Origin of the sequence: Streptococcus sp. SO4 (genome assembly GCF_030440055.1) — a bacterium.
Lineage (GTDB): Bacteria > Bacillota > Bacilli > Lactobacillales > Streptococcaceae > Streptococcus > Streptococcus nidrosiense.
The window spans coordinates 1-21,394 of the sequence record NZ_JAQFJI010000016.1 but is presented as its reverse complement, the minus strand read 5'-3'; the positions used below and the strand labels follow the sequence as shown (position 1 = coordinate 21,394).

Genomic DNA, 21,394 nt, shown 5'->3' with positions numbered 1-21,394 from the left:
TCTCCTTTTTTAAACTACTTGTCTAAATTTTTGATATAATAGATTATACATAAAAAAATTAAAAAGACAAGATAAAAAATCTATTTTTAAACACATTGTCTAAAAATGTTCATCTGGAGGGAACATGCAAGAAAGTAATAAACGATTAAAAACAAAGCGCATTATCGAAAATGCCATGGTAGAATTATTGATGGAACAACCATTCGATCAGATTACAACTGTTAAATTAGCACAAAAAGCTGGAATTAGCCGCTCCAGTTTCTATACTCATTACAAAGATAAATACGATATGATTGAACATTACCAAAGTAGACTATTTCACACCTTCGAATATATCTTTCAAAAACATGCTAATCACAAACGAGATGCTATTCTAGAAGTATTTGAATACTTAGAATCAGAACCGCTTCTAGCAGCTCTTTTATCTGAAAATGGAACCAAGGAAATTCAAAATTTCCTGCGAAATAAGCTTCACATCCTACTGAGCACAGACCTTCAAAAACGTTTTATGCAACTCAAACTAAATGAAATAGAATTAGAATACAGTAGCGTCTACCTAACAAATGCTCTCTTTGGAGTCTGTCAAACCTGGATTGCCCACGGAAAAAAAGAAAGTCCACAAGAAATCACGGACTTTTTGATGAAAATGTTAGGGGATACAAATTAATAAAAAGCTCTATAATAGTTATAGGGAATCAACCCCCTATGGATATTATGGAGCCTATTTTGTTGTTCTTATTAGACTAATACTAATTTTCCTTAGTTTTATTTTCGGACACAAATCATTCTCTTTCAATATTTTAGATATGCCTCCCCTCATTACATCGGAAAAAGAATCAAAAAAAGGAACACCAAATAGTGTTCCTTTCATTTGACTCCGCCAGTAGGACTCGAACCTACGACATCATGATTAACAGTCATGCGCTACTACCAACTGAGCTATGGCGGATTAAATAGTCCGTACGGAATTCGAACCCGTGTTACCGCTATGAAAAGACGATTTCTTAACCAACGGACCCTCTACCTGTAGCAGATATAACCATTATATCAATTTATCAAAAATTGTCAATTACTTTTTTTGGTTTTTAGCCATTAGTTCTCTCAATTTTTTAGTTTTTAGGCGAGAGATAGGACAACGATGATCTTCATAAAATACAACTTCCATTTTTTTACGATCAATTTCTCTCACATTACCAATATTGACTAAAAATGACTTGTGAGCTAGGTAAAAACGTTGGGTTTCCTTATCCTTTTCTTGAATATCTGTCATTGTTCCATAGAATTCTTTTGCAAAATTCTTACCTACAATTCGTAATTTATGAGAAGTTCCCGTTGTTTCAATGTAGAGAATATCATGATAAGGAATACAAAGATCATTTCCTTTATAACTATAATCAAAATAATCAACGACTGATTGGTTTTCAAGTAAAGTAGTCTTAGTGTAAAGCACACAGTCGGCAACTCTATTTTTAAAAACTTGATCACTGGTTTCTTTATCAATGAAATCCAATGCTGAAACTTTGTATTTATAAGTCAAAGTAGCAAATTCAGATCGACTTGTAATAAAAACAATAATCGCATAAGGATTGCGATGACGAATAAATTGAGCAACCTCAAATCCTTTTCTCTCAATCCCATTGATATCAATATCTAGAAAATAAAGCTGATTAACTTCATCATGCTCTACATATTCCATAAACTCTCTCACTTTTCCTGTTGTTTTATAGGAGATAGGAATATTTGTTTCCTTAGAAATTTTATTCAGAGTTGTTTCCAACCTTACTTGGTGTTCTATAATATCTTCTAAAATCAATACTTTCATATCAGTTCCCTCTTAAATCTAATCACTTGTTTAAATACATCATTATCAATTTCTGTTTCTAAAATAACATTGTCATATTTTCCTAAAATTTCTTTAACATTATTAAGTCCAAGTCCTCTATGTCTTCCTTTAGTTGAAAATCCTAATTCAAATAAATCTTCGGATTTTACCTTTCTTTTTTTACAAGAGTTTTGGATGACAACTAGGGTTTCAAGATCCAACTTGATAATAGCTACCTCTAGTTGTTTTTGATAGCTTTCAACTGCCCCTTCAACAGCATTATTGAGCAGAACGCTCATCACGCGCACTAAATCTAACAATTCCATAGATAAAGGTGTAATAATATCTTTTACCTCTAATGTGTACTCTACATCATTAGTTTTCGCATTGACAATAGATTGGGCAATTAAACTACGAAGTGCTGAATCCTCAATATTGTTCAAATCGAAATAGGTATACTTGTCTGAACGTAATTTTTGATTCGCCTTTACAAGTACTTCACTGTAAACTCTGTCAATTTCTTGTAAATCTTTACTTTCGATCGCCATTCTTAAGCTGACAAGCATGCCTGTATAATCATGGCGAAAACCACGAATTTCATTATATAAAGTAACAATCTCATCCGTGTAAGTTTGTAAATGTTTTTGCTCAAACTTCTTTTGTTCCAATTCAATCTCTTTTTCTATCTGAACTTTATGAGAATTCATGGAGAAAAAAGTCAAAAGTAGGCCAACAAAAACAATGGATGATAAAATACTTCCAAAACCATTTAAGTGACGAATCGTACTCACAATATCTGAAGTGAAAGAGACAACGTGTAGAAAAATAAATGCAAAGAGCACTTTCTTCAGAAAAGGATATAGATAGTCTTTATCAAAATATTTAAATTCGAGATGGAAATAAGACACAACAACTTTAATAACCAAATAAGTTAAGATCAGGATAAATAGAGAAAAATAATTGTTATACTTCAATGCAAACTCATCTCCTGTAATAGATGATAAGGTTACTGATAAAAAGTTATTAGTACTATTATATAAAAGAGAAAATAATAGACTGATAAAAATTCCCTTAGATTTCTCATACTTCTTAAATCCAACAAAGTAACCAAATAGGAGGAAAGGAAATAAAAATTTAGACAAACTAAAACTATCTAATTTCAAGAAATAGAGAATTATTTCCAATACTAATGGTATTAGAAATATATAAAGACTAAAAAAATATTGGTCTTTTCTAGTTGCTTTACAAACCCATTCATGAATTTTACTAATAATAAAAACATAAACAATAGCAATTACTAATCCGAATAAATTCATTATTTCCCACCTTTATTTTTACTTACTTTCTTTTTGGAAAAAGAAAATTATTTATTGTATATGGAGGTCTCCATTCCCCACCTCTGATTTCCTGCAGTTCTTTTTCGTTCAATTCTTGGAAATCTTTTATTTGAGCAAAATCTGTATTCTTTTTCATAATATAAACTCCTATAATGTCTTTCTTGTAAATTAACTTACAAAAATATTATATAAAATCTACGATACCTATAGAGAATTATTTCTCAAATGCTCAAATTTTATTCTGAAATGTCAAATTTTTACAAAAAAAGCTGGGATTTTTTCCCAGCTTACGATTTAACACTGATCCCAGCAGGATTCGAACCTGCGACCGTTCGCTTAGAAGGCGAATGCTCTATCCAGCTGAGCTATGAGACCTTACTAATCTATCTTATCAAAAAAAGCTAGCTTAGTCAATCATCTATTTATGATAGGGAGAGCCCTGTTGAATCGAAAACGCTCTATAAATTTGTTCTACTAAGACTAATCTCATTAGTTGATGAGGAAGCGTCAATCTCCCAAAACTAACAGAGAGATTGGCTCTCTTTTTCACCTCTGGAGATAGTCCTAAACTCCCACCAATGATAAAAGTGATTGTCGAAAATCCATTGATAGAAGCTCTTTCAAGCTGCTTACTGAACTCTTCAGAAGAAAAAGTTGTTCCTTCAATAGCTAAAACAACTACAAAATCACGTTCCCCTACTTTAGCAAGAATGCGGTTCCCTTCCAACTCCAAAATCTTTTGATTTTCAGATTCGCTGGCCCGATCTGGTGTTTTTTCATCAGCCAACTCAATCATTTCTAGATTAGCAAATCGTGAAATTCTCTTTGAGTATTCTGCTATGCCATCTTTGAGATATTTTTCTTTCAGTTTTCCAACTGTTACCACTTTAATTTTCATTCTTCTATTCTAACATATTCACACTTAATTTCACATCTTATTCACAGATAAGATTTTGATAAACTTCAATAAATTCACAGGTTTTTGAAAGTTATCCACAAGTTGTGAAAAACTTTTTGTTTTTAAGCTTGGATTAAGCTAGCTATTTTATACTTTCATTGATAAAAAAACATGGAGGCTTCTATGAAAAACTTAAAAACTAGTTCCAAAAAATGGGGACAACTTTTAGTAGTCATTCTCATTAGCTTTTTTAGTGGTATTTTAGGTACTTTTACCACATTGCAGCTCAGTCAAAAACAAAATAGTGGTACGACAACTACAACGACTGTCAGCAAAACAGCTGTTAAAAATGAAAACTCAACTACTCAAGCAGTTGATAAAGTTAAAGATGCTGTTGTATCTGTCATTACTTACTCATCAAACTCTCAAAATAGTTTACTCGGATCTGATGAAACTGATACAGATACCAATTCTGAACAAGTATACAGCGAAGGTTCTGGTGTCATTTATAAAAAGGAAGGGGATACTGCTTACCTTGTAACCAATACTCACGTTATTAATGGTGCTAAAAAAGTTGATATTCGTTTAGCAGATGGCACAAAAGTCCCTGGTGAAATTGTGGGTTCTGATACTTATTCAGATATTGCCGTTGTAAAAATTGCTGCAGATAAGGTCACAACAGTAGCCGAATTTGGTGATTCTAGTCAACTAACAGTTGGAGAAACAGCTATTGCAATCGGAAGTCCTCTAGGTTCTGAATATGCCAATACTGTGACACAAGGGATTGTATCAAGTTTAAATAGAAATGTATCTCTAAAATCTGAAGACGGACAAGCTATCTCAACCAATGCTATCCAAACAGATACAGCTATTAACCCTGGGAACTCAGGTGGTCCTTTGATTAATATCCAAGGCCAAGTCATCGGTATTACATCAAGTAAAATTGCCTCTAATGGTGGAACATCTGTCGAAGGTCTCGGTTTTGCCATTCCTGCAAACGATGTAATCAATATTATTAAGCAGTTGGAAAAAGATGGAAAAGTAACTCGACCTGCTCTTGGAATCCACATGGTTAACTTATCAAATCTTAGTACAACTGATCTTCAAAAACTAAAACTTCCTGGAAATGTTACTTCTGGTGTAGCTGTTCGTTCTGTTCAAAAAAATATGCCTGCCAATGGACATCTGCAACAATATGACGTCATTACAAAAATAGATGATAAAGCTATTTCTTCCACTACTGAATTGCAAAGTGCTTTATATAGTCATTCTATTGGAGACAGTATGACTGTTACTTACTACCGTGATGGTAAGGAAGAAACAACAACTATTAAATTAGATAAAAGTACTAGTGATTTAGATAAGTAGTTTACAGATATGTAAAGTTGCTTTACAGAATATCTAAGTTGTGTTAATGTAGAATTATGGAAGAATTTAAAATTGTTCAAATAAAAGATATTCAAAAAAATCCCTATCAACCTCGTAAGGAATTTTCAGAAGAAAAAATACAAGAACTGGCACAATCTATTAAGAAAAACGGCTTGATTCAGCCTATTATCGTTAGAAAATCTCCAGTACTTGGATACGAAATTTTAGCTGGAGAAAGGCGGTATCGTGCTTCAATTGCTGCTGGACTTTCAGAAGTTCCAGTCATTGTTAAGCAACTTTCTGATCAAGATATGATGCTTCATTCTATCATTGAGAATCTCCAACGAGAAAATTTAAATCCTATCGAGGAAGCTAAAGCATATCAGTCCTTAATTGATAAAGGTTTTACCCACACAGAAATTGCTGAAAAAATGGGGAAATCTCGACCTTATATTACAAACCTAGTTCGATTGTTAGGATTACCTAAACATATCCTGACAGAAGTTGAAAGTGGTAGACTTTCTCAAGCTCATGCTAGACTCCTCATTCAATTATCAAGTGATAAACAAGACAAACTCTTGAATCGTATTCAAACTGAAAATCTCTCTGTTCGACAAGTTGAACAAATACTACAAAAAACGAAGAAGAGCAGCAAAAAAGAAAAAGACCACTTTGTCAAAGACGAAGAGCAAAAATTGAAAAAAATACTCGGATTAGATGTTCAGATTAAGCTACAAAAAAAAGATAGTGGTAAAATTTCAATTTCCTTCCATAACCAAGATGAATACCAACAATTTATTAACAGCCTGAAATAAGGCTGTTATTTTAGTATTCTTAACAAACATAGTTATCCACTGCATTTTAGTTTTTAAAAGACCAGTATTTAAGAATTTTTCTTAGTTATCCACATTTTGTGGATAACATTTAAAAACATTGTTAATTGTTTTCCACAACTTGTGGAAAAATAATCTTATCTATGGTAAAATGATTCTATCAATAAACCTTTTAAATTCTATAGTAAAGGAGGAGGAAATCATTGAAGGAAAAACAATTTTGGAATCGTCTTTTAGAACTTGCACATGATAAATTAACTCAGTCAGTTTATGATTTCTATATTTTAGACGCAAAACTGGTTAAAGTTGAAGAAAATACTGCAACGATTTTCTTACCCCGCGATGAAATGCAGATATTCTGGGAACGAAATATCAATGGGATGCTTTTAGCAGCAGGTTTTGAAATCTATGATACTGAAATAAAAGCCCATTATATCTTCACGAAAGTTGAAGAAGCTAGCTCACAAGTAGCTTTCGAGTCTGAACCTGGCAACGATTATCAACCAATTCCATCCACTATTCCATATTCTGAAACTGGACTCAAGGAAAAGTATACTTTCGATAATTTTGTTCAAGGGGATGGTAATGTTTGGGCTAAGTCTGCTGCTTTGGCTGTTTCTGAAGATCCAGGATTAACTTACAATCCTCTATTTATCTATGGAGGTCCTGGACTTGGAAAAACTCACCTGTTAAATGCCCTTGGGAATGAAATTCTGAAAAAGAGTCCAAATGCACGTGTTAAATACATACCTGCTGAAAGTTTCATTAATGAATTTCTAGAGCATTTGAGACTCAATGATATGGAAAAATTCAAGAAAACTTACCGTAGTTTAGACCTCCTACTCATTGATGATATTCAATCACTTAGTGGAAAGAAGGTACAAACTCAGGAAGAGTTTTTCAATACATTTAACGCCCTTCACAATAATAATAAACAGATTGTTTTGACGAGTGACCGTAGACCTGAACATTTAGAGAGTCTGCCTGAACGTCTGGTCACGCGCTTCTCGTGGGGATTAACGACAGATATCACACCACCTGATTTTGAAACACGTATTGCTATTTTACAGAGTAAGACTGAACATCTCAACTATCACTTTCAGAATGATACACTCGAATATTTGGCTGGACAATTTGACTCTAACGTGCGAGAACTCGAGGGAGCACTCAACGATATCAGCCTAATGGCCAAAGTCAAAAAGATTAACGATATTACAGTTGACATTGCAGCTGAAGCTATTCGTGCTCGTAAACAAGACGTTAGCAAAATGATCGTGATTCCAATTGGTAAAATCCAGACAGAAGTTGGAAACTTCTATGGTGTTAGTGTCAAGGAAATGAAAGGAACTAGACGTGTTCAAAATATCGTTTTAGCCCGTCAAGTTGCCATGTATCTAGCCAGAGAAATGACTGATAATAGCCTTCCTAAGATTGGAAAAGAGTTTGGTGGTAAAGACCACACAACAGTCATTCACGCTCATGGAAAAATCAAATCCATGCTTGAAACAGATGATAATTTACGTATAGAAATCGAAAACATCAAAAAGAAAATTAAATAACTTGTGGATAACTTTTTAAAAAATCTCTTATTTATCCACATCTTTTAAACAAGGCTCTGTCCTTAAGTTTTCTTGATTACAAGTGTTTTTCCACAGATTTCACACGCTCTATTATTACTATTATCCTTCTAATAATAAAAAGAATAAAGGAGAATCCATGATTCATTTTTCAATTAATAAAAACTTATTTTTACAAGCTTTAAATACAACAAAGAGAGCTATTAGCTCAAAGAATGCAATTCCTATTTTATCGACTGTAAAAATTGATGTTACCAATGAAGGAATTACCCTGATTGGATCAAATGGTCAAATCTCAATCGAAAATTTTATCTCGCAAAAAAATGAAAATGCAGGTCTCTTGATTAACTCTTTAGGTTCAGTTCTACTGGAAGCTTCTTTCTTTATCAATGTTATTTCAAGTCTTCCAGATGTAACACTTGATTTTAAAGAGATTGAACAAAAGCAAATTGTCTTAACTAGTGGAAAATCAGAGATTACTCTTAAAGGAAAAGATAGTGAGCAATATCCACGTATTCAGGAAATTTCTGCAAGCAATCCTTTAGTTCTTGAAACAAAACTTCTTAAAAAGATTATCAATGAAACAGCTTTTGCAGCTAGTACCCAAGAAAGCCGTCCTATTTTGACAGGTGTCCACTTTGTTTTAAGCAACCACAAAGAATTAAAAACAGTTGCGACAGACTCTCACCGTCTCAGTCAGAAGAAATTGACACTTGAAAAAAATAGCGATGATTTTGATGTTGTCATCCCAAGTCGTTCGCTACGCGAATTTTCAGCTGTTTTTACGGATGATATCGAAACAGTAGAGATTTTCTTCGCCAATAATCAAATTCTCTTTAGAAGTGAAAATATTAGCTTCTACACACGTCTCTTAGAAGGAAATTATCCAGATACTGATCGATTGATTCCAACAGATTTCAATACAACAGTGACTTTTGATGTTGCTAAACTACGCCAGTCTATGGAACGTGCTCGCCTCTTATCAAGTGCGACACAAAATGGTACTGTTAAATTAGAAATCAAAGAAGGAGTTGTAAGTGCCCATGTTCATTCTCCAGAAGTAGGGAAAGTAAACGAAGAAATTGATACTGAAAATGTAAGTGGTGCTGATTTGACAATTAGTTTCAACCCAACTTATTTGATTGAAGCACTAAAAGCTTTGAATAGCGAAAAAGTTACAATCAGTTTTATTTCAGCAGTTCGTCCATTTACTCTAGTTCCAGCTGATACAGATGAAGATTTCATGCAGCTCATCACACCAGTTCGTACAAATTAATGGAAAGAGGTTGAGCCTAGCTCGCCTCTTTTATGATATAATCGAAAAAGAAAAAGGAGACTAACTATGTATCAAGTTGGAAATTTTGTTGAAATGAAAAAACCTCATGCTTGTACGATTAAGTCAACAGGCAAAAAGGCAAATCGCTGGGAAATTACCCGTGTTGGAGCAGACATAAAGATAAAATGTAGCAATTGTGATCATGTGGTCATGATGAGTCGCTATGATTTTGAAAGAAAAATGAACAAAATCATCGACTAGGAACCCAATAGTAAGAGGGTTAGCAAGTTTTCCCTTTTTGTGTTATAATATTGAAGATTGAAATGTGAACGGAGAATGAGAAACTATGGCTTTAACAGCAGGTATTGTAGGTTTACCAAACGTTGGTAAATCAACCCTATTTAATGCAATTACAAAAGCAGGAGCAGAGGCTGCAAACTATCCTTTTGCGACCATTGATCCAAACGTTGGAATGGTAGAAGTTCCAGATGAACGCCTACAAAAACTAACGGAAATGATTACTCCTAAAAAGACAGTTCCAACAACCTTTGAATTTACAGATATTGCAGGGATTGTAAAAGGAGCATCAAGAGGAGAAGGTCTTGGGAATAAATTCTTGGCCAACATCCGTGAAGTTGATGCGATTGTTCATGTGGTTCGTGCCTTTGATGATGAAAATGTCATGCGTGAGCAAGGTCGTGAAGATGCCTTTGTGGATCCGCTAGCAGATATTGATACCATTAACCTAGAGTTGATTCTTGCTGATTTAGAATCAGTCAATAAACGCTATGCGCGTGTAGAAAAAATGGCGCGTACGCAAAAAGATAAGGAATCAGTTGCAGAATTTAACGTTCTCCAAAAAATTAAACCAGTTCTTGAAGATGGAAAATCAGCTCGTACCATTGAATTTACAGATGAAGAGCAAAAAGTTGTCAAAGGACTCTTTCTCTTGACCACGAAACCAGTTCTTTATGTAGCTAACGTTGATGAGGATGTGGTTGGAGACCCAGAATCTATCGATTATGTGAAACAAATTCGTGAATTCGCAGCAACAGAAAATGCAGAGGTAGTGGTTATCTCTGCGCGTGCTGAAGAAGAAATTTCTGAGTTAGACGATGAAGATAAAAAAGAGTTTCTTGAAGCTATTGGTTTGACAGAATCAGGTGTGGATAAGTTGACTCGAGCTGCTTATCACCTACTAGGACTTGGAACTTACTTCACAGCTGGTGAAAAAGAGGTTCGTGCTTGGACCTTTAAACGTGGCATGAAAGCTCCTCAAGCTGCTGGTATCATCCACTCAGACTTTGAAAAAGGATTTATTCGTGCAGTGACCATGTCTTATGACGATTTGGTAAAATACGGCTCTGAAAAGGCTGTAAAAGAAGCTGGACGTTTGCGTGAAGAAGGAAAAGAATATGTCGTGCAAGATGGCGATATTATGGAATTCCGCTTTAACGTTTAATCAATATTTAAAATAATGTCAATTAGGTTGGAAAAAAATTCCAACCCTTTTGACTTTTGAAAGGAAATATAAATGACAAAATTACTTGTAGGATTGGGAAATCCAGGAGATAAATATTTTGAAACTAAACATAATGTTGGCTTTATGCTGATTGACCAACTAGCCAAAAAACAGAATGTTACCTTTACACACGATAAGATATTCCAAGCTGAGTTAGCCTCATTTTTTCTTAACGGTGAAAAAATTTATCTGGTGAAACCGACGACTTTTATGAATGAAAGTGGAAAAGCTGTTCATGCATTGTTAACCTACTATGGTTTAGATATTGAAGATTTACTGATTATTTACGATGATCTTGACATGGAAGTCGGAAAAATTCGTCTTCGAGCTAAAGGATCAGCTGGTGGTCATAATGGAATCAAGTCGATTATCCAACATATTGGGACACAAGTTTTCAATCGTGTAAAGATTGGTATTGGGAGACCTAAAAAAGGAATGTCAGTTGTTAACCATGTTTTGAGTAAGTTTGATCAAGAAGATTATATCGGTATTTTACAGTCAATTGACAAGGTTGACGATGCTGTAAATTATTATTTACAAGGAAAAAACTTTGAAAAGACGATGCAGAAATATAATGGGTAAGGAAATGGCATTAATCGATTTCTTTTTAGAGAATAAACAAATTCTATCTTGGCATGAGAACTTACCACAGAAACAAAGACAATTATTGCTAGAACTTTCTGGATCAGCAAAATCGTTAGCGATTGCTAGTAGTCTGAAGAGTCAGGATAAGGTTTTAGTGATGACCTCTACATATGGAGAGGCTGAGCGTCTGATTAATGATCTAATCTCCATATTAGGTTCGGATCTGGTTTATCCATTTCTAGTAGATGATTCACCAATGGTTGAATTTTTGGTATCATCTCAGGAAAAGATTTTTTCTCGGGTTGAAGCTTTGCGTTTTCTAAGAGATGAGTTTCAAAGAGGAATTTTAGTTTGTAACGTCGCAGCTAGTCGAGTATTCTTGCCGAATCCTCAAGTTTTTGATGATAGTATCTTAGAACTTCAAGTGGGGCAAGAATGCGAACAAAGAGAATTAAAAAATCACTTGATTTCTCTTGGTTATAAGAAAGTTACACAAGTTCAAAGTCAGGGAGAATTTAGCCTTCGTGGAGATATTCTAGACATATTTGAAACCTCTCAAATATGTCCTTATCGGATTGAATTTTTCGGTGATGAGATTGATGGCATTAGAGAATTTGATACTGAAACTCAATTATCAAAAGATAGTCAAACTCAAGTACTAATCTATCCAGCTAGTGATATTTTGTTAACGAATGAAGATTATCATCGTGGTCAGAAATTTTTAGAACATGAGATTGATAAGGCACTTTCTCCAACTTTAAAGTCTTATCTAGAAGAAGTTTTTAGTTGTACGAAAGAGCAAGTTCTTCATGCAGATATTCGCAAGTTTTTGTTCGTATTTTATAAAAAACAGTGGACCTTGATAGACTATTTGAATCAAGTTCCTGTTATATTTGATGATTTTCAAAAAATCATGAACCAGTACGATGCTTTTGATAAGGAAACAGCTAGCTACTTTACAGAAGATTTACATAATAGTAAAGCAGCATCAAGTTTACAATATTTTGCTGATGTAGAAAGTCAGTTTAAAAAATATGTACCAGCGAGTTTCTTTTCAAATTTTCAAAAAGGGCTTGGAAATTTGAAATTTAATAATCTGTACCAGTTCAATCAATATTCTATGCAAGAGTTCTTTAATCAGTTTTCTTTTCTGAAAGAAGAAATTGAACGTTACAAAAAATTAAAGTATACGATTGTTCTTCAATCAAGTAGCAAAACTGAACTAAAGAAACTGTCAACGATTCTTGATGAATACGATATTAAAGTTGATAATAGTAATGAAAGTAAAATCTGTAAAGGAACTGTCAATCTTGTTGAAGGAAATCTACGACATGGCTTTCATTTTGTAGATGAAAATCTTGTATTTATCACTGAATATGAAATTTTTAAAAAGAAGATTAAACGCAAGTATCGAAGACAAAATATCAGTAACGCTGAACGATTAAAGGATTATAATGAACTCCAAAAAGGAGACTATGTTGTTCATCAAATCCATGGTATTGGTCAATATTTAGGGATTGAAACGATTGAAATCAAAGGAATTCATCGAGACTACGTAAGTGTCCTATATCAAAATGGTGATCGTATTTCTATTCCTGTAGAACAAATTCAAACCTTATCTAAATATGTTTCAAGTGATGGAAAAGCTCCAAAGTTAAATAAACTAAATGATGGACGTTTTAAAAAAGCGAAGCAAAAAGTAAAGAGTCAAGTTGAAGATATTGCAGATGACTTAATTAAGTTATATGCAGAGAGAAGTCAACTTAAAGGTTTTGCATTTTCAAAAGATGATGAAGACCAAAACGCTTTTGACGAAGCTTTCCCATATGTAGAGACTGAGGACCAACTTCGAAGTATCGAAGAAATAAAAAAAGATATGCAGGCTCCTCAACCGATGGACCGACTATTAGTTGGAGATGTTGGTTTTGGTAAGACAGAAGTTGCCATGCGAGCTGCATTTAAGGCTGTCAATGATCATAAACAGGTTGTCGTTTTAGTGCCAACAACCGTTCTTGCTCAGCAACATTACAGTAATTTTAAGGAAAGATTTGAACAATTTGCTGTCAACGTAGATGTTTTGAGTCGTTTCAGAAGTAAAAAAGAACAGACTGAAACACTTGAGAAGTTAAAAAAAGGTCAAGTAGACATCTTGATAGGGACTCATAGAGTCTTGTCTAAAGATGTTGAGTTTGCTGATTTGGGGTTGATGATTATTGATGAGGAACAACGTTTTGGTGTTAAGCATAAGGAAGCACTTAAGGAATTAAAAAAGAAGGTGGATGTCTTAACCTTGACAGCTACACCAATTCCTCGAACTCTTCATATGTCTATGCTAGGTATCCGAGATTTATCAGTCATCGAAACTCCTCCAACCAATCGATATCCTGTACAAACCTATGTCCTTGAACAGAATGATCGTGTCATTCGTGATGCTGTATTGAGAGAAATGGATCGTGGTGGTCAAGTTTACTATCTTTACAACAAAGTTGACACTATTGAAAAGAAGGTTTCAGAGTTACAAGAACTAATTCCAGAAGCTTCTATTGGATTTGTCCATGGTCAAATGAGTGAAATTCGCTTAGAAAATACACTTCTTGATTTCATTGAAGGACAATATGATATTTTAGTGACTACAACAATCATTGAAACAGGTGTAGACATTCCAAATGCTAATACCTTGTTTATAGAAAATGCAGATCATATGGGCTTGTCAACCTTGTATCAATTAAGAGGTCGTGTTGGTCGTAGTAATCGAATTGCTTATGCCTATCTCATGTATCGTCCAGATAAAACTTTGACAGAAGTTTCTGAGAAGAGATTAGAAGCTATCAAAGGTTTTACTGAACTGGGTTCTGGTTTCAAAATTGCTATGCGTGATTTATCCATTCGTGGAGCTGGGAATCTTTTAGGAAGCTCTCAGTCTGGATTTATCGATTCTGTTGGTTTTGAGTTGTACTCTCAGTTGTTAGAAGAAGCAATAGCTAAGAAAAATGGAACTGACAAAAAACGTGAAAAAGGAAATGCTGAGTTACTTCTACAAATCGATGCCTATCTCCCAGATGATTATATATCGGATGAAAGACACAAAATTGAGATTTACAAGAGAATTCGTCAGATTGACAATCGTGTCAATTATGAAGAATTACAAGATGAGTTGATCGATCGTTTTGGAGAATATCCAGATGTGGTTGCTTATCTTTTAGAAATTGGATTAGCTAAAGCATATCTTGATAAAGTATTTGTCAATCGTGTAGAAAGAAAGGTTAATAAGCTGGTCATTCAGTTTGAAAAAATATCGCAACAATTATTTTTAACACAAGATTATTTCCAGGCTCTTTCTCAGACAAGTTTGAAGGCTAATATTTCAGAAAATCAAGGTTTAATTGAAGTTGTTTTTGATATTCGTAATAAAAAGGATTATGAGATTTTAGAAGGTCTTTTAACTTTTGGAGAATCATTAGCAAATATAAAAGAATCAAAAGAGTCACATTAGGAGTTATCTTTTTTCTTCTATAAAAGGTAGAAAAATGGTACAATAATAATTTGAGGTAATAAAAATGAGATTAGATAAATATTTAAAAGTATCAAGAATTATTAAGCGTCGTACAGTAGCTAAAGAAGTTGCAGATAAGGGACGTATCAAGGTAAATGGTATTCTTGCTAAGAGTTCTACAGATTTAAAAATCAATGACCAAGTTGAAATTCGTTTTGGAAATAAATTGTTGCTCGTAAAAGTGTTAGAAATGAAAGATAGCACTAAAAAAGAAGATGCTGCAGGTATGTATGAAATTATCAGCGAAACAAGGGTAGAAAACGATGTATAAAAAAATTGTACAAATGAATAATTCTTTTATTCAAAATGAACACCAACGTCGTAAATACTTGATGGAAGAACGACAAAGACGAAATCGTTTTATGGGCTGGGTTTTGATTTTGATTATGTTGTTGTTCATCCTACCAACCTATAATTTGACTCAAAGTTATCAGCAACTACTCGAACGTCGCCAACAGTTAGCCGATCTGAAAAAACAGTATCAAGAATTGAGCGATGAAAAAGATAAAGAATCAAATCTTGCAACCAAATTAAAGGACGAAACATACGCAGCCAAGTATTTGCGTGCAAAATATTACTATTCAAAATCATGGGAGGAAGTTTATACTATTCCGGACTTACTTCCTAGGTAATGTAAAATGGAAAATTTATTAGATATTGTAGAAAAGTTTTTAAGTCAATCAGATGAAAAATTAGAAGAGTTAGCTCAAAAAAATCATCTGTTACGGCTACAAGAAGAAGAGGAAAAAAAGAATGCGTAAATTTTTAGTGATATTACTACTTCCTATTTTTTTAAAAAGTGTCCAAGTAGTAAGCACTGAGAATCCAGTTATCATTCCAAACCAAGAAGTTTATTCCTTAACCCACGCTTCGTATCATTTTTACTATCAAGATGTTATAGAATCTCCAAAATTTTATGGTGAAACGTCTGTTTATTCTACAGAAGATTTGATTAAAGAATCAGGAAAAGTCAATGCAGATACAAAATTATCTGTTTTAGAATGGAGATTAAATAAACAAGGACAGCCTGTCTTTAAATTGTCAAATAATCAATTTGTGATGGCTGATAAACGACTTTTATACGATAGTTCCATCGTAAACGATTTTTCTAAACGAGTATGGTTAAAACCAGGATTTGTCGTTTATAATAGTCCTTATGATCAACAAGAATTAAAGTCTACTTTAGCAGCTTATCAAGAGGTTGAAGTAGATATGTCTATTTTTGCTGGTGGTCATGAATTTTTACATATCAAACAAATTGGTTGGGTTTCGACGGATTACATTTCCAACGATGACAATCGTATCCAGAAAGTACAAGAGTTGTTATCTGCGAATTATCAAAATGAACAGTTTTCTATTTATGTTAAACAATTGAGCACGGGTAATGAAGCTGGAATTAATGAAGATCAAAAAATGTACGCTGCTAGTGTTATGAAATTGCCTTATCTTTATTATGTTCAAGAAAAAATCAATCAAGGTGATTACCAACTTGACACGAAATTGAAGTACGTTTCTGAAGTAAATGATTTCTCTGGTTCTTATAAACCGGAAGGAAGTGGAAGTCTCCCTAAAACCGCGGACAATAAAGAGTACACTCTCAAAGATTTAATTACAAAGACAGCGAAAGAATCTGACAATGTAGCTCATAATATTCTTGCTTATTATATTACGAATAAATCAGATGAAACCTTTAAAAAAGAAATGGCTACTATCGCAGGTGAAGAGTGGGATGTGACAGATAAGTTGGCTTCAGCTAGAATGGCTGGTCAAGTTATGGAATCTATTTACAATCAAAATGGTTTTGTTTTAGAATCGCTATCGCAAACAGCTTTTGATAATCAGCGGATTGCTAAGAATATTTCTGCTAAGGTAGCCCATAAAATTGGGGATGCAGATGAATTTAAACACGATGTAGGAATAGTCTATACAGATTCTCCTTTCATCATTTCAATCTTTACCAAAAATTCTGATTATGATACCATTTCTAAAATTGCTAAGGATGTCTATGAGGTCCTAAAATGAGAGACCAAGATTTTTTAAATCATTTTCTAGAAAAAGGTTATTTTAAAGATCATTCACGAGTTGTACTAGCCTTATCTGGTGGATTGGATTCGATGTTTCTCTTTCACCTTCTTTCAAACTATCAAAAAGAACTCGGAATTGAATTATTTTTAGCTCATGTAAACCATAAACAACGATTAGAATCGAATAATGAAGAATATGAATTAAGAAAACTAGCTGAACAAGTTGGGGTTCCAATTTACGTAGCTCATTTTACTGGAGATTTTTCAGAAGCAAATGCTCGTCAATTTCGCTATGATTTTTTTAGAGAAGTGATGGGGAAAACTTCCTCTACAGCCCTTGTAACAGCTCATCATGCAGATGATCAGGCTGAGACGATTTTTATGCGAATGATTAGGGGTGTTAGATTACAACATTTATCAGCTATTAAAGAAAGACAAGAGTTTGATAAGGGAGAATTAATTCGTCCTTTGCTGTCTTTTTATAAGAGGGATTTTCCTGATGTTGAGCATTTTGAAGATAGGACGAATAAAGAAAATCATTATTTTCGCAATCGAGTTCGTAATATTTACTTACCACAACTGGAAAAAGAAAATATTCAGCTAAAGAGAGCGTTTTTAGAGTTTGGAAAAGAAGTATCTGACTATCAAATTGCTCTGACTGAATTATCTCAAACAGTCAATGTGGAAGATTTAACTCAGTTTTTATCTTTTAGTGAAGCAACACAGCGAGTTTTACTACAACAATACCTTAGTTGTTTTGCTGATTTAAATGTAACAAGAGAACAATTTCAAGAAATTCATCATATTTTAAAAACTAAGAGTCAATATCGCCATTGTATAAAAAATGGTTATGAACTTGTAAAAGAATACCAGCACTTTCGAATTGGTAAAATCAGACCAAAGTCTGATGAAAAAAGTAGTGAGTGTGTGTTAAACTATCAAAATCAAGTTTATTATGAAGGTTTTCTATTTTCATTTGGAATCCCTCTAAAAGGGGAAAATGTTCAAAAGATAAATGTTTCTCGTGAAACATCGTTGATTTTACGGCATCGACAGCCAGGTGATTATTTGATAATAGATGGTCATCGTAAAAAACTAAGACGACTTTTTATTGATTTAAAAATTCCTAAAGAAAAACGAGAAAAAGCTATTATCATTGAGCAATTTGGAAAAATTTGTTCAGTTTTAGGAATTGAAATCAGTGATTTGAGTAAAAAAATGAAAAATGATATAATGAACACTGTACTTTATATAGAAAAAATAGATAGGTAAAATCATGTTAGAAAAAGATATCAAGAAAATTTTGATTTCACAAGATGAAATTACAGCAGCAGCTAAAAAATTGGGTGCTCAGTTGACAAAAGATTATGAGGGAAAAAATCCGATTTTAGTTGGAATTCTAAAAGGTTCTATTCCTTTTATGGCAGAATTGGTGAAATATATTGATACACATCTTGAAATGGACTTTATGATGGTCTCTAGTTATCATGGTGGGACTGTAAGTAGTGGTGTCATTAATATTAAACAAGACGTAACTCAAGATATTAAAGGTCGACATGTTGTCTTTGTAGAAGATATCATTGATACTGGTCAAACCTTGAAGAGTTTGAGAGATATGTTTACTGCAAGAGAAGCAGCTTCTGTTAAGATTGTCACAATGCTTGATAAACCAGAAGGTCGTACAGTAGAAATCGAAGCAGATTATACATGTTTTACAATTCCAAATGAATTTGTTGTAGGCTACGGTTTAGACTATAATGAAAACTATCGTAACCTTCCTTATGTAGGTGTATTGAAAGAGGAAGTTTACTCAAAATAGAAGGGTAAGTGTTTGAATGCAAAAACAAAATAATGGTTTCATAAAAAATCCATTTCTTTATTTGTTGATGATTTTCTTGCTAGTGACAGGATTCCAGTACTTTTTTGCTGGCAGATCTGCTGGTCATAGTCAACAAATTAAGTACTCAGAATTGGTTCAGGAAATCACTAACGACAATGTAAAAGAAATGACCTACCAACCAAGTGGTAGTGTTATTGAAGTGTATGGTGTCTACAAAACTGCTAAGACAGAGAAACAGGAAACGGGAATTCAATTTTTTACACCATCTGCTACAAAAGTAGAGAAATTTACAAGTATTGTCCTCCCATCAGATACAACTGTAGCGGATTTGCAAAAGTTAGCAAGTGAACATCAAACAGAAATTGAAGTGAAACACGAAAGCTCAAGTGGTATGTGGATTAACATCCTGGTTTCAGTAGTACCATTTGCTATCTTATTCTTCTTCCTCTTCTCTATGATGGGAAATATGGGCGGAAATAGCGGACGTAATCCAATGAGCTTTGGACGTAGTAAAGCTAAGGCTGCTAACAAAGAGGATATTAAAGTTCGCTTTTCAGATGTCGCAGGCGCAGAAGAAGAGAAACAAGAACTTGTTGAAGTTGTTGAATTCTTAAAAGATCCAAAACGATTTACAAAATTGGGTGCCCGGATTCCAGCTGGTGTTCTCTTAGAGGGGCCTCCGGGAACTGGTAAAACATTACTTGCCAAAGCAGTCGCAGGAGAAGCTGGTGTACCATTCTTTAGTATTTCAGGTTCTGACTTTGTAGAAATGTTCGTCGGTGTCGGTGCGAGCCGTGTACGTTCTCTCTTTGAGGATGCAAAAAAAGCAGCACCAGCTATTATCTTCATTGATGAAATTGATGCCGTTGGTCGCCAACGTGGTGTCGGTTTAGGTGGAGGTAATGATGAACGAGAACAAACCTTAAACCAACTCTTGATTGAAATGGATGGTTTTGAAGGAAATGAAGGAATTATTGTTATTGCGGCAACAAACCGTTCAGATGTTCTTGATCCGGCTCTACTTCGTCCAGGCCGTTTTGATAGAAAAGTATTAGTTGGTCGTCCAGATGTTAAGGGACGCGAAGCAATTTTGAAAGTCCATGCTAGAAATAAACCTTTAGCTGAAGATGTAGATTTGAAATTGGTAGCACAACAAACTCCAGGTTTTGTTGGCGCCGATTTGGAAAATGTATTGAATGAAGCAGCCTTAGTTGCAGCTCGTCGTAATAAATCAGTGATTGATGCTTCTGATATTGATGAAGCTGAAGATCGTGTTATCGCTGGACCATCTAAGAAAGACAAGACAGTTTCACAAAAAGAACGTGAATTGGTTGCCTACCATGAGGCAGGACATACCATTGTCGGTCTAGTATTGTCAAATGCCCGTGTTGTTCATAAAGTTACCATAGTACCACGTGGACGTGCAGGCGGATATATGATTGCACTTCCTAAGGAAGACCAAATGCTTCTATCTAAAGAAGATATGAAAGAACAATTAGCTGGCTTAATGGGTGGACGTGTAGCTGAAGAGATTATCTTTAACGTCCAAACAACTGGAGCATCTAATGACTTCGAACAAGCTACTCAGATGGCGCGTGCAATGGTTACAGAGTATGGTATGAGTGAAAAACTTGGTCCAGTACAATATGAAGGAAGTCATGCCATGTTTGGTGCACAAACCCCTCAAAAATCAATTTCAGAACAAACAGCTTATGAAATTGATGAAGAAGTTCGTTCATTATTGAATGAAGCACGAAACAAAGCTGCTGAAATTATCCAGTCAAATCGTGAAACTCACAAGCTGATTGCAGAAGCATTATTGAAATACGAAACATTGGATAGTACACAAATTAAATCTTTATACGAAACAGGAAAGATGCCTGAAACAATAGAAGAGGAATCACATGCACTATCTTATGATGAAGTAAAATCAAAAATGAGTGAAGAAAATTAATTATCTTAAATACTGTAAACAGAGGAAGCGCAAGTTTTCTCTGTTTTTTTAAAAAAACAGAGAAAACTCGAATTTAAATCAAAGATTTCGATATATAGAAAACAAAATACAAGTTCACCTATGTCAATGCTCTCTTAGAGGAAATGATTCAAATTTTCTGAAAATAAGAATGCAACAGTTACTTGAATAATATGAAGAAATGTTTTCAAAAAATGATATGTGTCTCATAAAAAATAATTATTGTAAGAAAAAAATTAACCGAAACTCTGGGCAGACGAACGATTTAAAGGCCGCAAAGCCCTTCTCAGAGAGCTGAAGGGAACATTACAAGACTTCTAAAAAAAAATTAAAAAAAGGTGTTGACAAAGTAAGAAAAGTCGGTATAATAGTAAGAGTTGAAAATAACAACTCCGGTCCGTTGGTCAAGGGGTTAAGACACTGCCTTTTCACGGCGGTAACACGGGTTCGAATCCCGTACGGACTATAGTATGTTACAGATGAAACACTAGATGAAAAAAATTAAAAAAAGTTTCAAAAAAGTGTTGACAAGCGAAAGCGGCTGTGATATACTAATATAGTTGTCACTTGAGAGAAGTGAGTGACAAAGACCTTTGAAAACTGAACAAGACGAACCAATGTGCAGGGCACTACAACTAAGGTTGTAGTACTGAACAATGAAAAAAACAATAAATCTGTCAGTGACAGAAATGAGTGAGAACTCAAACTTTTAATGAGAGTTTGATCCTGGCTCAGGACGAACGCTGGCGGCGTGCCTAATACATGCAAGTAGAACGCTGAAGGAGGA

At 34.1% G+C, this 21,394-nt stretch carries 20 protein-coding genes, 3 tRNA genes and 1 rRNA gene; 18 read left to right on the top strand and 6 right to left on the bottom strand.

Going from position 1 to position 21,394, the window contains the following annotated elements; translation table 11 throughout:
• Positions 1–124 precede the first annotated feature (124 nt).
• Positions 125–667 (top strand): TetR/AcrR family transcriptional regulator C-terminal domain-containing protein, encoded by a 543-nt coding sequence (locus tag PCY08_RS09230; RefSeq protein ID WP_301560147.1) that lies wholly within the window; start codon positions 125–127, stop codon positions 665–667.
• A gap of 208 nt (positions 668–875) precedes the next feature.
• Here the strand turns inward: PCY08_RS09230 and PCY08_RS09225 are convergent.
• The 6 genes from PCY08_RS09225 to rlmH all read right to left on the bottom strand — a co-directional run bounded on the left by PCY08_RS09225 (position 876) and on the right by rlmH (position 4,057).
• A tRNA-Asn gene (locus tag PCY08_RS09225) sits at positions 876–949 on the bottom strand.
• Positions 950–1,069: 120 nt separating this feature from the next.
• Complete coding sequence (comE, locus tag PCY08_RS09220) at positions 1,070–1,822, bottom strand: competence system response regulator transcription factor ComE (protein WP_049530388.1); 753 nt, start codon at positions 1,820–1,822, stop codon at positions 1,070–1,072.
• Positions 1,819–3,138 (bottom strand): competence system sensor histidine kinase ComD, encoded by a 1,320-nt coding sequence (gene comD, locus PCY08_RS09215; RefSeq protein ID WP_045762404.1) that lies wholly within the window; start codon positions 3,136–3,138, stop codon positions 1,819–1,821. The genes comE and comD overlap by 4 nt, the downstream gene beginning before the upstream one ends.
• A gap of 22 nt (positions 3,139–3,160) precedes the next feature.
• A complete protein-coding gene (comC, locus tag PCY08_RS09210; RefSeq protein WP_301560146.1) occupies positions 3,161–3,295 on the bottom strand; it encodes a competence-stimulating peptide ComC in 135 nt (44 codons plus the stop codon).
• A 165-nt stretch (positions 3,296–3,460) separates the two neighbouring features.
• Positions 3,461–3,534: transfer RNA gene (locus PCY08_RS09205), tRNA-Arg, on the bottom strand.
• A gap of 43 nt (positions 3,535–3,577) precedes the next feature.
• On the bottom strand, positions 3,578–4,057 hold the full coding sequence (gene rlmH / locus PCY08_RS09200; RefSeq protein WP_000695942.1) for a 23S rRNA (pseudouridine(1915)-N(3))-methyltransferase RlmH: 480 nt from the start codon (positions 4,055–4,057) through the stop codon (positions 3,578–3,580).
• Positions 4,058–4,240: 183 nt separating this feature from the next.
• On the opposite strand from rlmH, the gene PCY08_RS09195 reads away from it, so the two are divergent.
• The 17 genes from PCY08_RS09195 to PCY08_RS09115 all read left to right on the top strand — a co-directional run.
• On the top strand, positions 4,241–5,425 hold the full coding sequence (locus PCY08_RS09195) for a trypsin-like peptidase domain-containing protein (RefSeq protein WP_301560145.1): 1,185 nt from the start codon (positions 4,241–4,243) through the stop codon (positions 5,423–5,425).
• A gap of 56 nt (positions 5,426–5,481) precedes the next feature.
• Positions 5,482–6,240, top strand: a complete 759-nt coding sequence (locus PCY08_RS09190; RefSeq protein ID WP_301560144.1) for a ParB/RepB/Spo0J family partition protein — start codon at positions 5,482–5,484, stop codon at positions 6,238–6,240.
• Between the two features lie 221 nt (positions 6,241–6,461).
• Positions 6,462–7,817 (top strand): chromosomal replication initiator protein DnaA, encoded by a 1,356-nt coding sequence (dnaA, locus tag PCY08_RS09185; RefSeq protein WP_301560143.1) that lies wholly within the window; start codon positions 6,462–6,464, stop codon positions 7,815–7,817.
• Between the two features lie 157 nt (positions 7,818–7,974).
• Entirely contained in the window at positions 7,975–9,111 is a 1,137-nt protein-coding gene (gene dnaN / locus PCY08_RS09180; RefSeq protein ID WP_000581166.1) for a DNA polymerase III subunit beta, read from the top strand.
• Positions 9,112–9,177: 66 nt separating this feature from the next.
• Positions 9,178–9,372, top strand: a complete 195-nt coding sequence (locus PCY08_RS09175; RefSeq protein WP_000285188.1) for a DUF951 domain-containing protein — start codon at positions 9,178–9,180, stop codon at positions 9,370–9,372.
• Between the two features lie 85 nt (positions 9,373–9,457).
• Positions 9,458–10,573 carry a redox-regulated ATPase YchF gene (ychF, locus tag PCY08_RS09170; RefSeq protein WP_045762398.1) on the top strand — a complete coding sequence of 372 codons (1,116 nt, stop codon included), beginning with the start codon at positions 9,458–9,460 and terminating at the stop codon, positions 10,571–10,573.
• Positions 10,574–10,645: 72 nt separating this feature from the next.
• Positions 10,646–11,215, top strand: a complete 570-nt coding sequence (gene pth, locus PCY08_RS09165; protein ID WP_045762397.1) for an aminoacyl-tRNA hydrolase — start codon at positions 10,646–10,648, stop codon at positions 11,213–11,215.
• Positions 11,208–14,711: a transcription-repair coupling factor gene (gene mfd / locus PCY08_RS09160; protein ID WP_198921484.1), complete on the top strand. Its 3,504-nt coding sequence runs from the start codon at positions 11,208–11,210 to the stop codon at positions 14,709–14,711. Before pth ends, mfd begins: the two co-directional genes overlap by 8 nt.
• 64 nt (positions 14,712–14,775) lie before the next feature.
• Positions 14,776–15,042 carry an RNA-binding S4 domain-containing protein gene (locus PCY08_RS09155; RefSeq protein ID WP_001234970.1) on the top strand — a complete coding sequence of 89 codons (267 nt, stop codon included), beginning with the start codon at positions 14,776–14,778 and terminating at the stop codon, positions 15,040–15,042.
• Positions 15,035–15,403 (top strand): septum formation initiator family protein, encoded by a 369-nt coding sequence (locus tag PCY08_RS09150; RefSeq protein ID WP_000277028.1) that lies wholly within the window; start codon positions 15,035–15,037, stop codon positions 15,401–15,403. Before PCY08_RS09155 ends, PCY08_RS09150 begins: the two co-directional genes overlap by 8 nt.
• A 6-nt stretch (positions 15,404–15,409) precedes the next feature.
• Positions 15,410–15,532, top strand: coding sequence for an SP_0009 family protein (locus PCY08_RS09145; protein WP_045762396.1), 123 nt, complete (start codon positions 15,410–15,412; stop codon positions 15,530–15,532).
• On the top strand, positions 15,525–16,793 hold the full coding sequence (locus PCY08_RS09140; RefSeq protein ID WP_301560142.1) for a serine hydrolase: 1,269 nt from the start codon (positions 15,525–15,527) through the stop codon (positions 16,791–16,793). Before PCY08_RS09145 ends, PCY08_RS09140 begins: the two co-directional genes overlap by 8 nt.
• Positions 16,790–18,067, top strand: coding sequence for a tRNA lysidine(34) synthetase TilS (gene tilS / locus PCY08_RS09135; RefSeq protein ID WP_301560141.1), 1,278 nt, complete (start codon positions 16,790–16,792; stop codon positions 18,065–18,067). Before PCY08_RS09140 ends, tilS begins: the two co-directional genes overlap by 4 nt.
• A 4-nt stretch (positions 18,068–18,071) precedes the next feature.
• Complete coding sequence (gene hpt, locus PCY08_RS09130) at positions 18,072–18,614, top strand: hypoxanthine phosphoribosyltransferase (protein ID WP_049530402.1); 543 nt, start codon at positions 18,072–18,074, stop codon at positions 18,612–18,614.
• Positions 18,615–18,630: 16 nt separating this feature from the next.
• Positions 18,631–20,589: an ATP-dependent zinc metalloprotease FtsH gene (gene ftsH, locus PCY08_RS09125; RefSeq protein ID WP_223339379.1), complete on the top strand. Its 1,959-nt coding sequence runs from the start codon at positions 18,631–18,633 to the stop codon at positions 20,587–20,589.
• Positions 20,590–21,001: 412 nt separating this feature from the next.
• Positions 21,002–21,073, top strand: a tRNA-Glu gene (locus PCY08_RS09120).
• A gap of 242 nt (positions 21,074–21,315) precedes the next feature.
• A 16S ribosomal RNA gene (locus PCY08_RS09115) occupies positions 21,316–21,394 on the top strand; the annotation flags it as partial.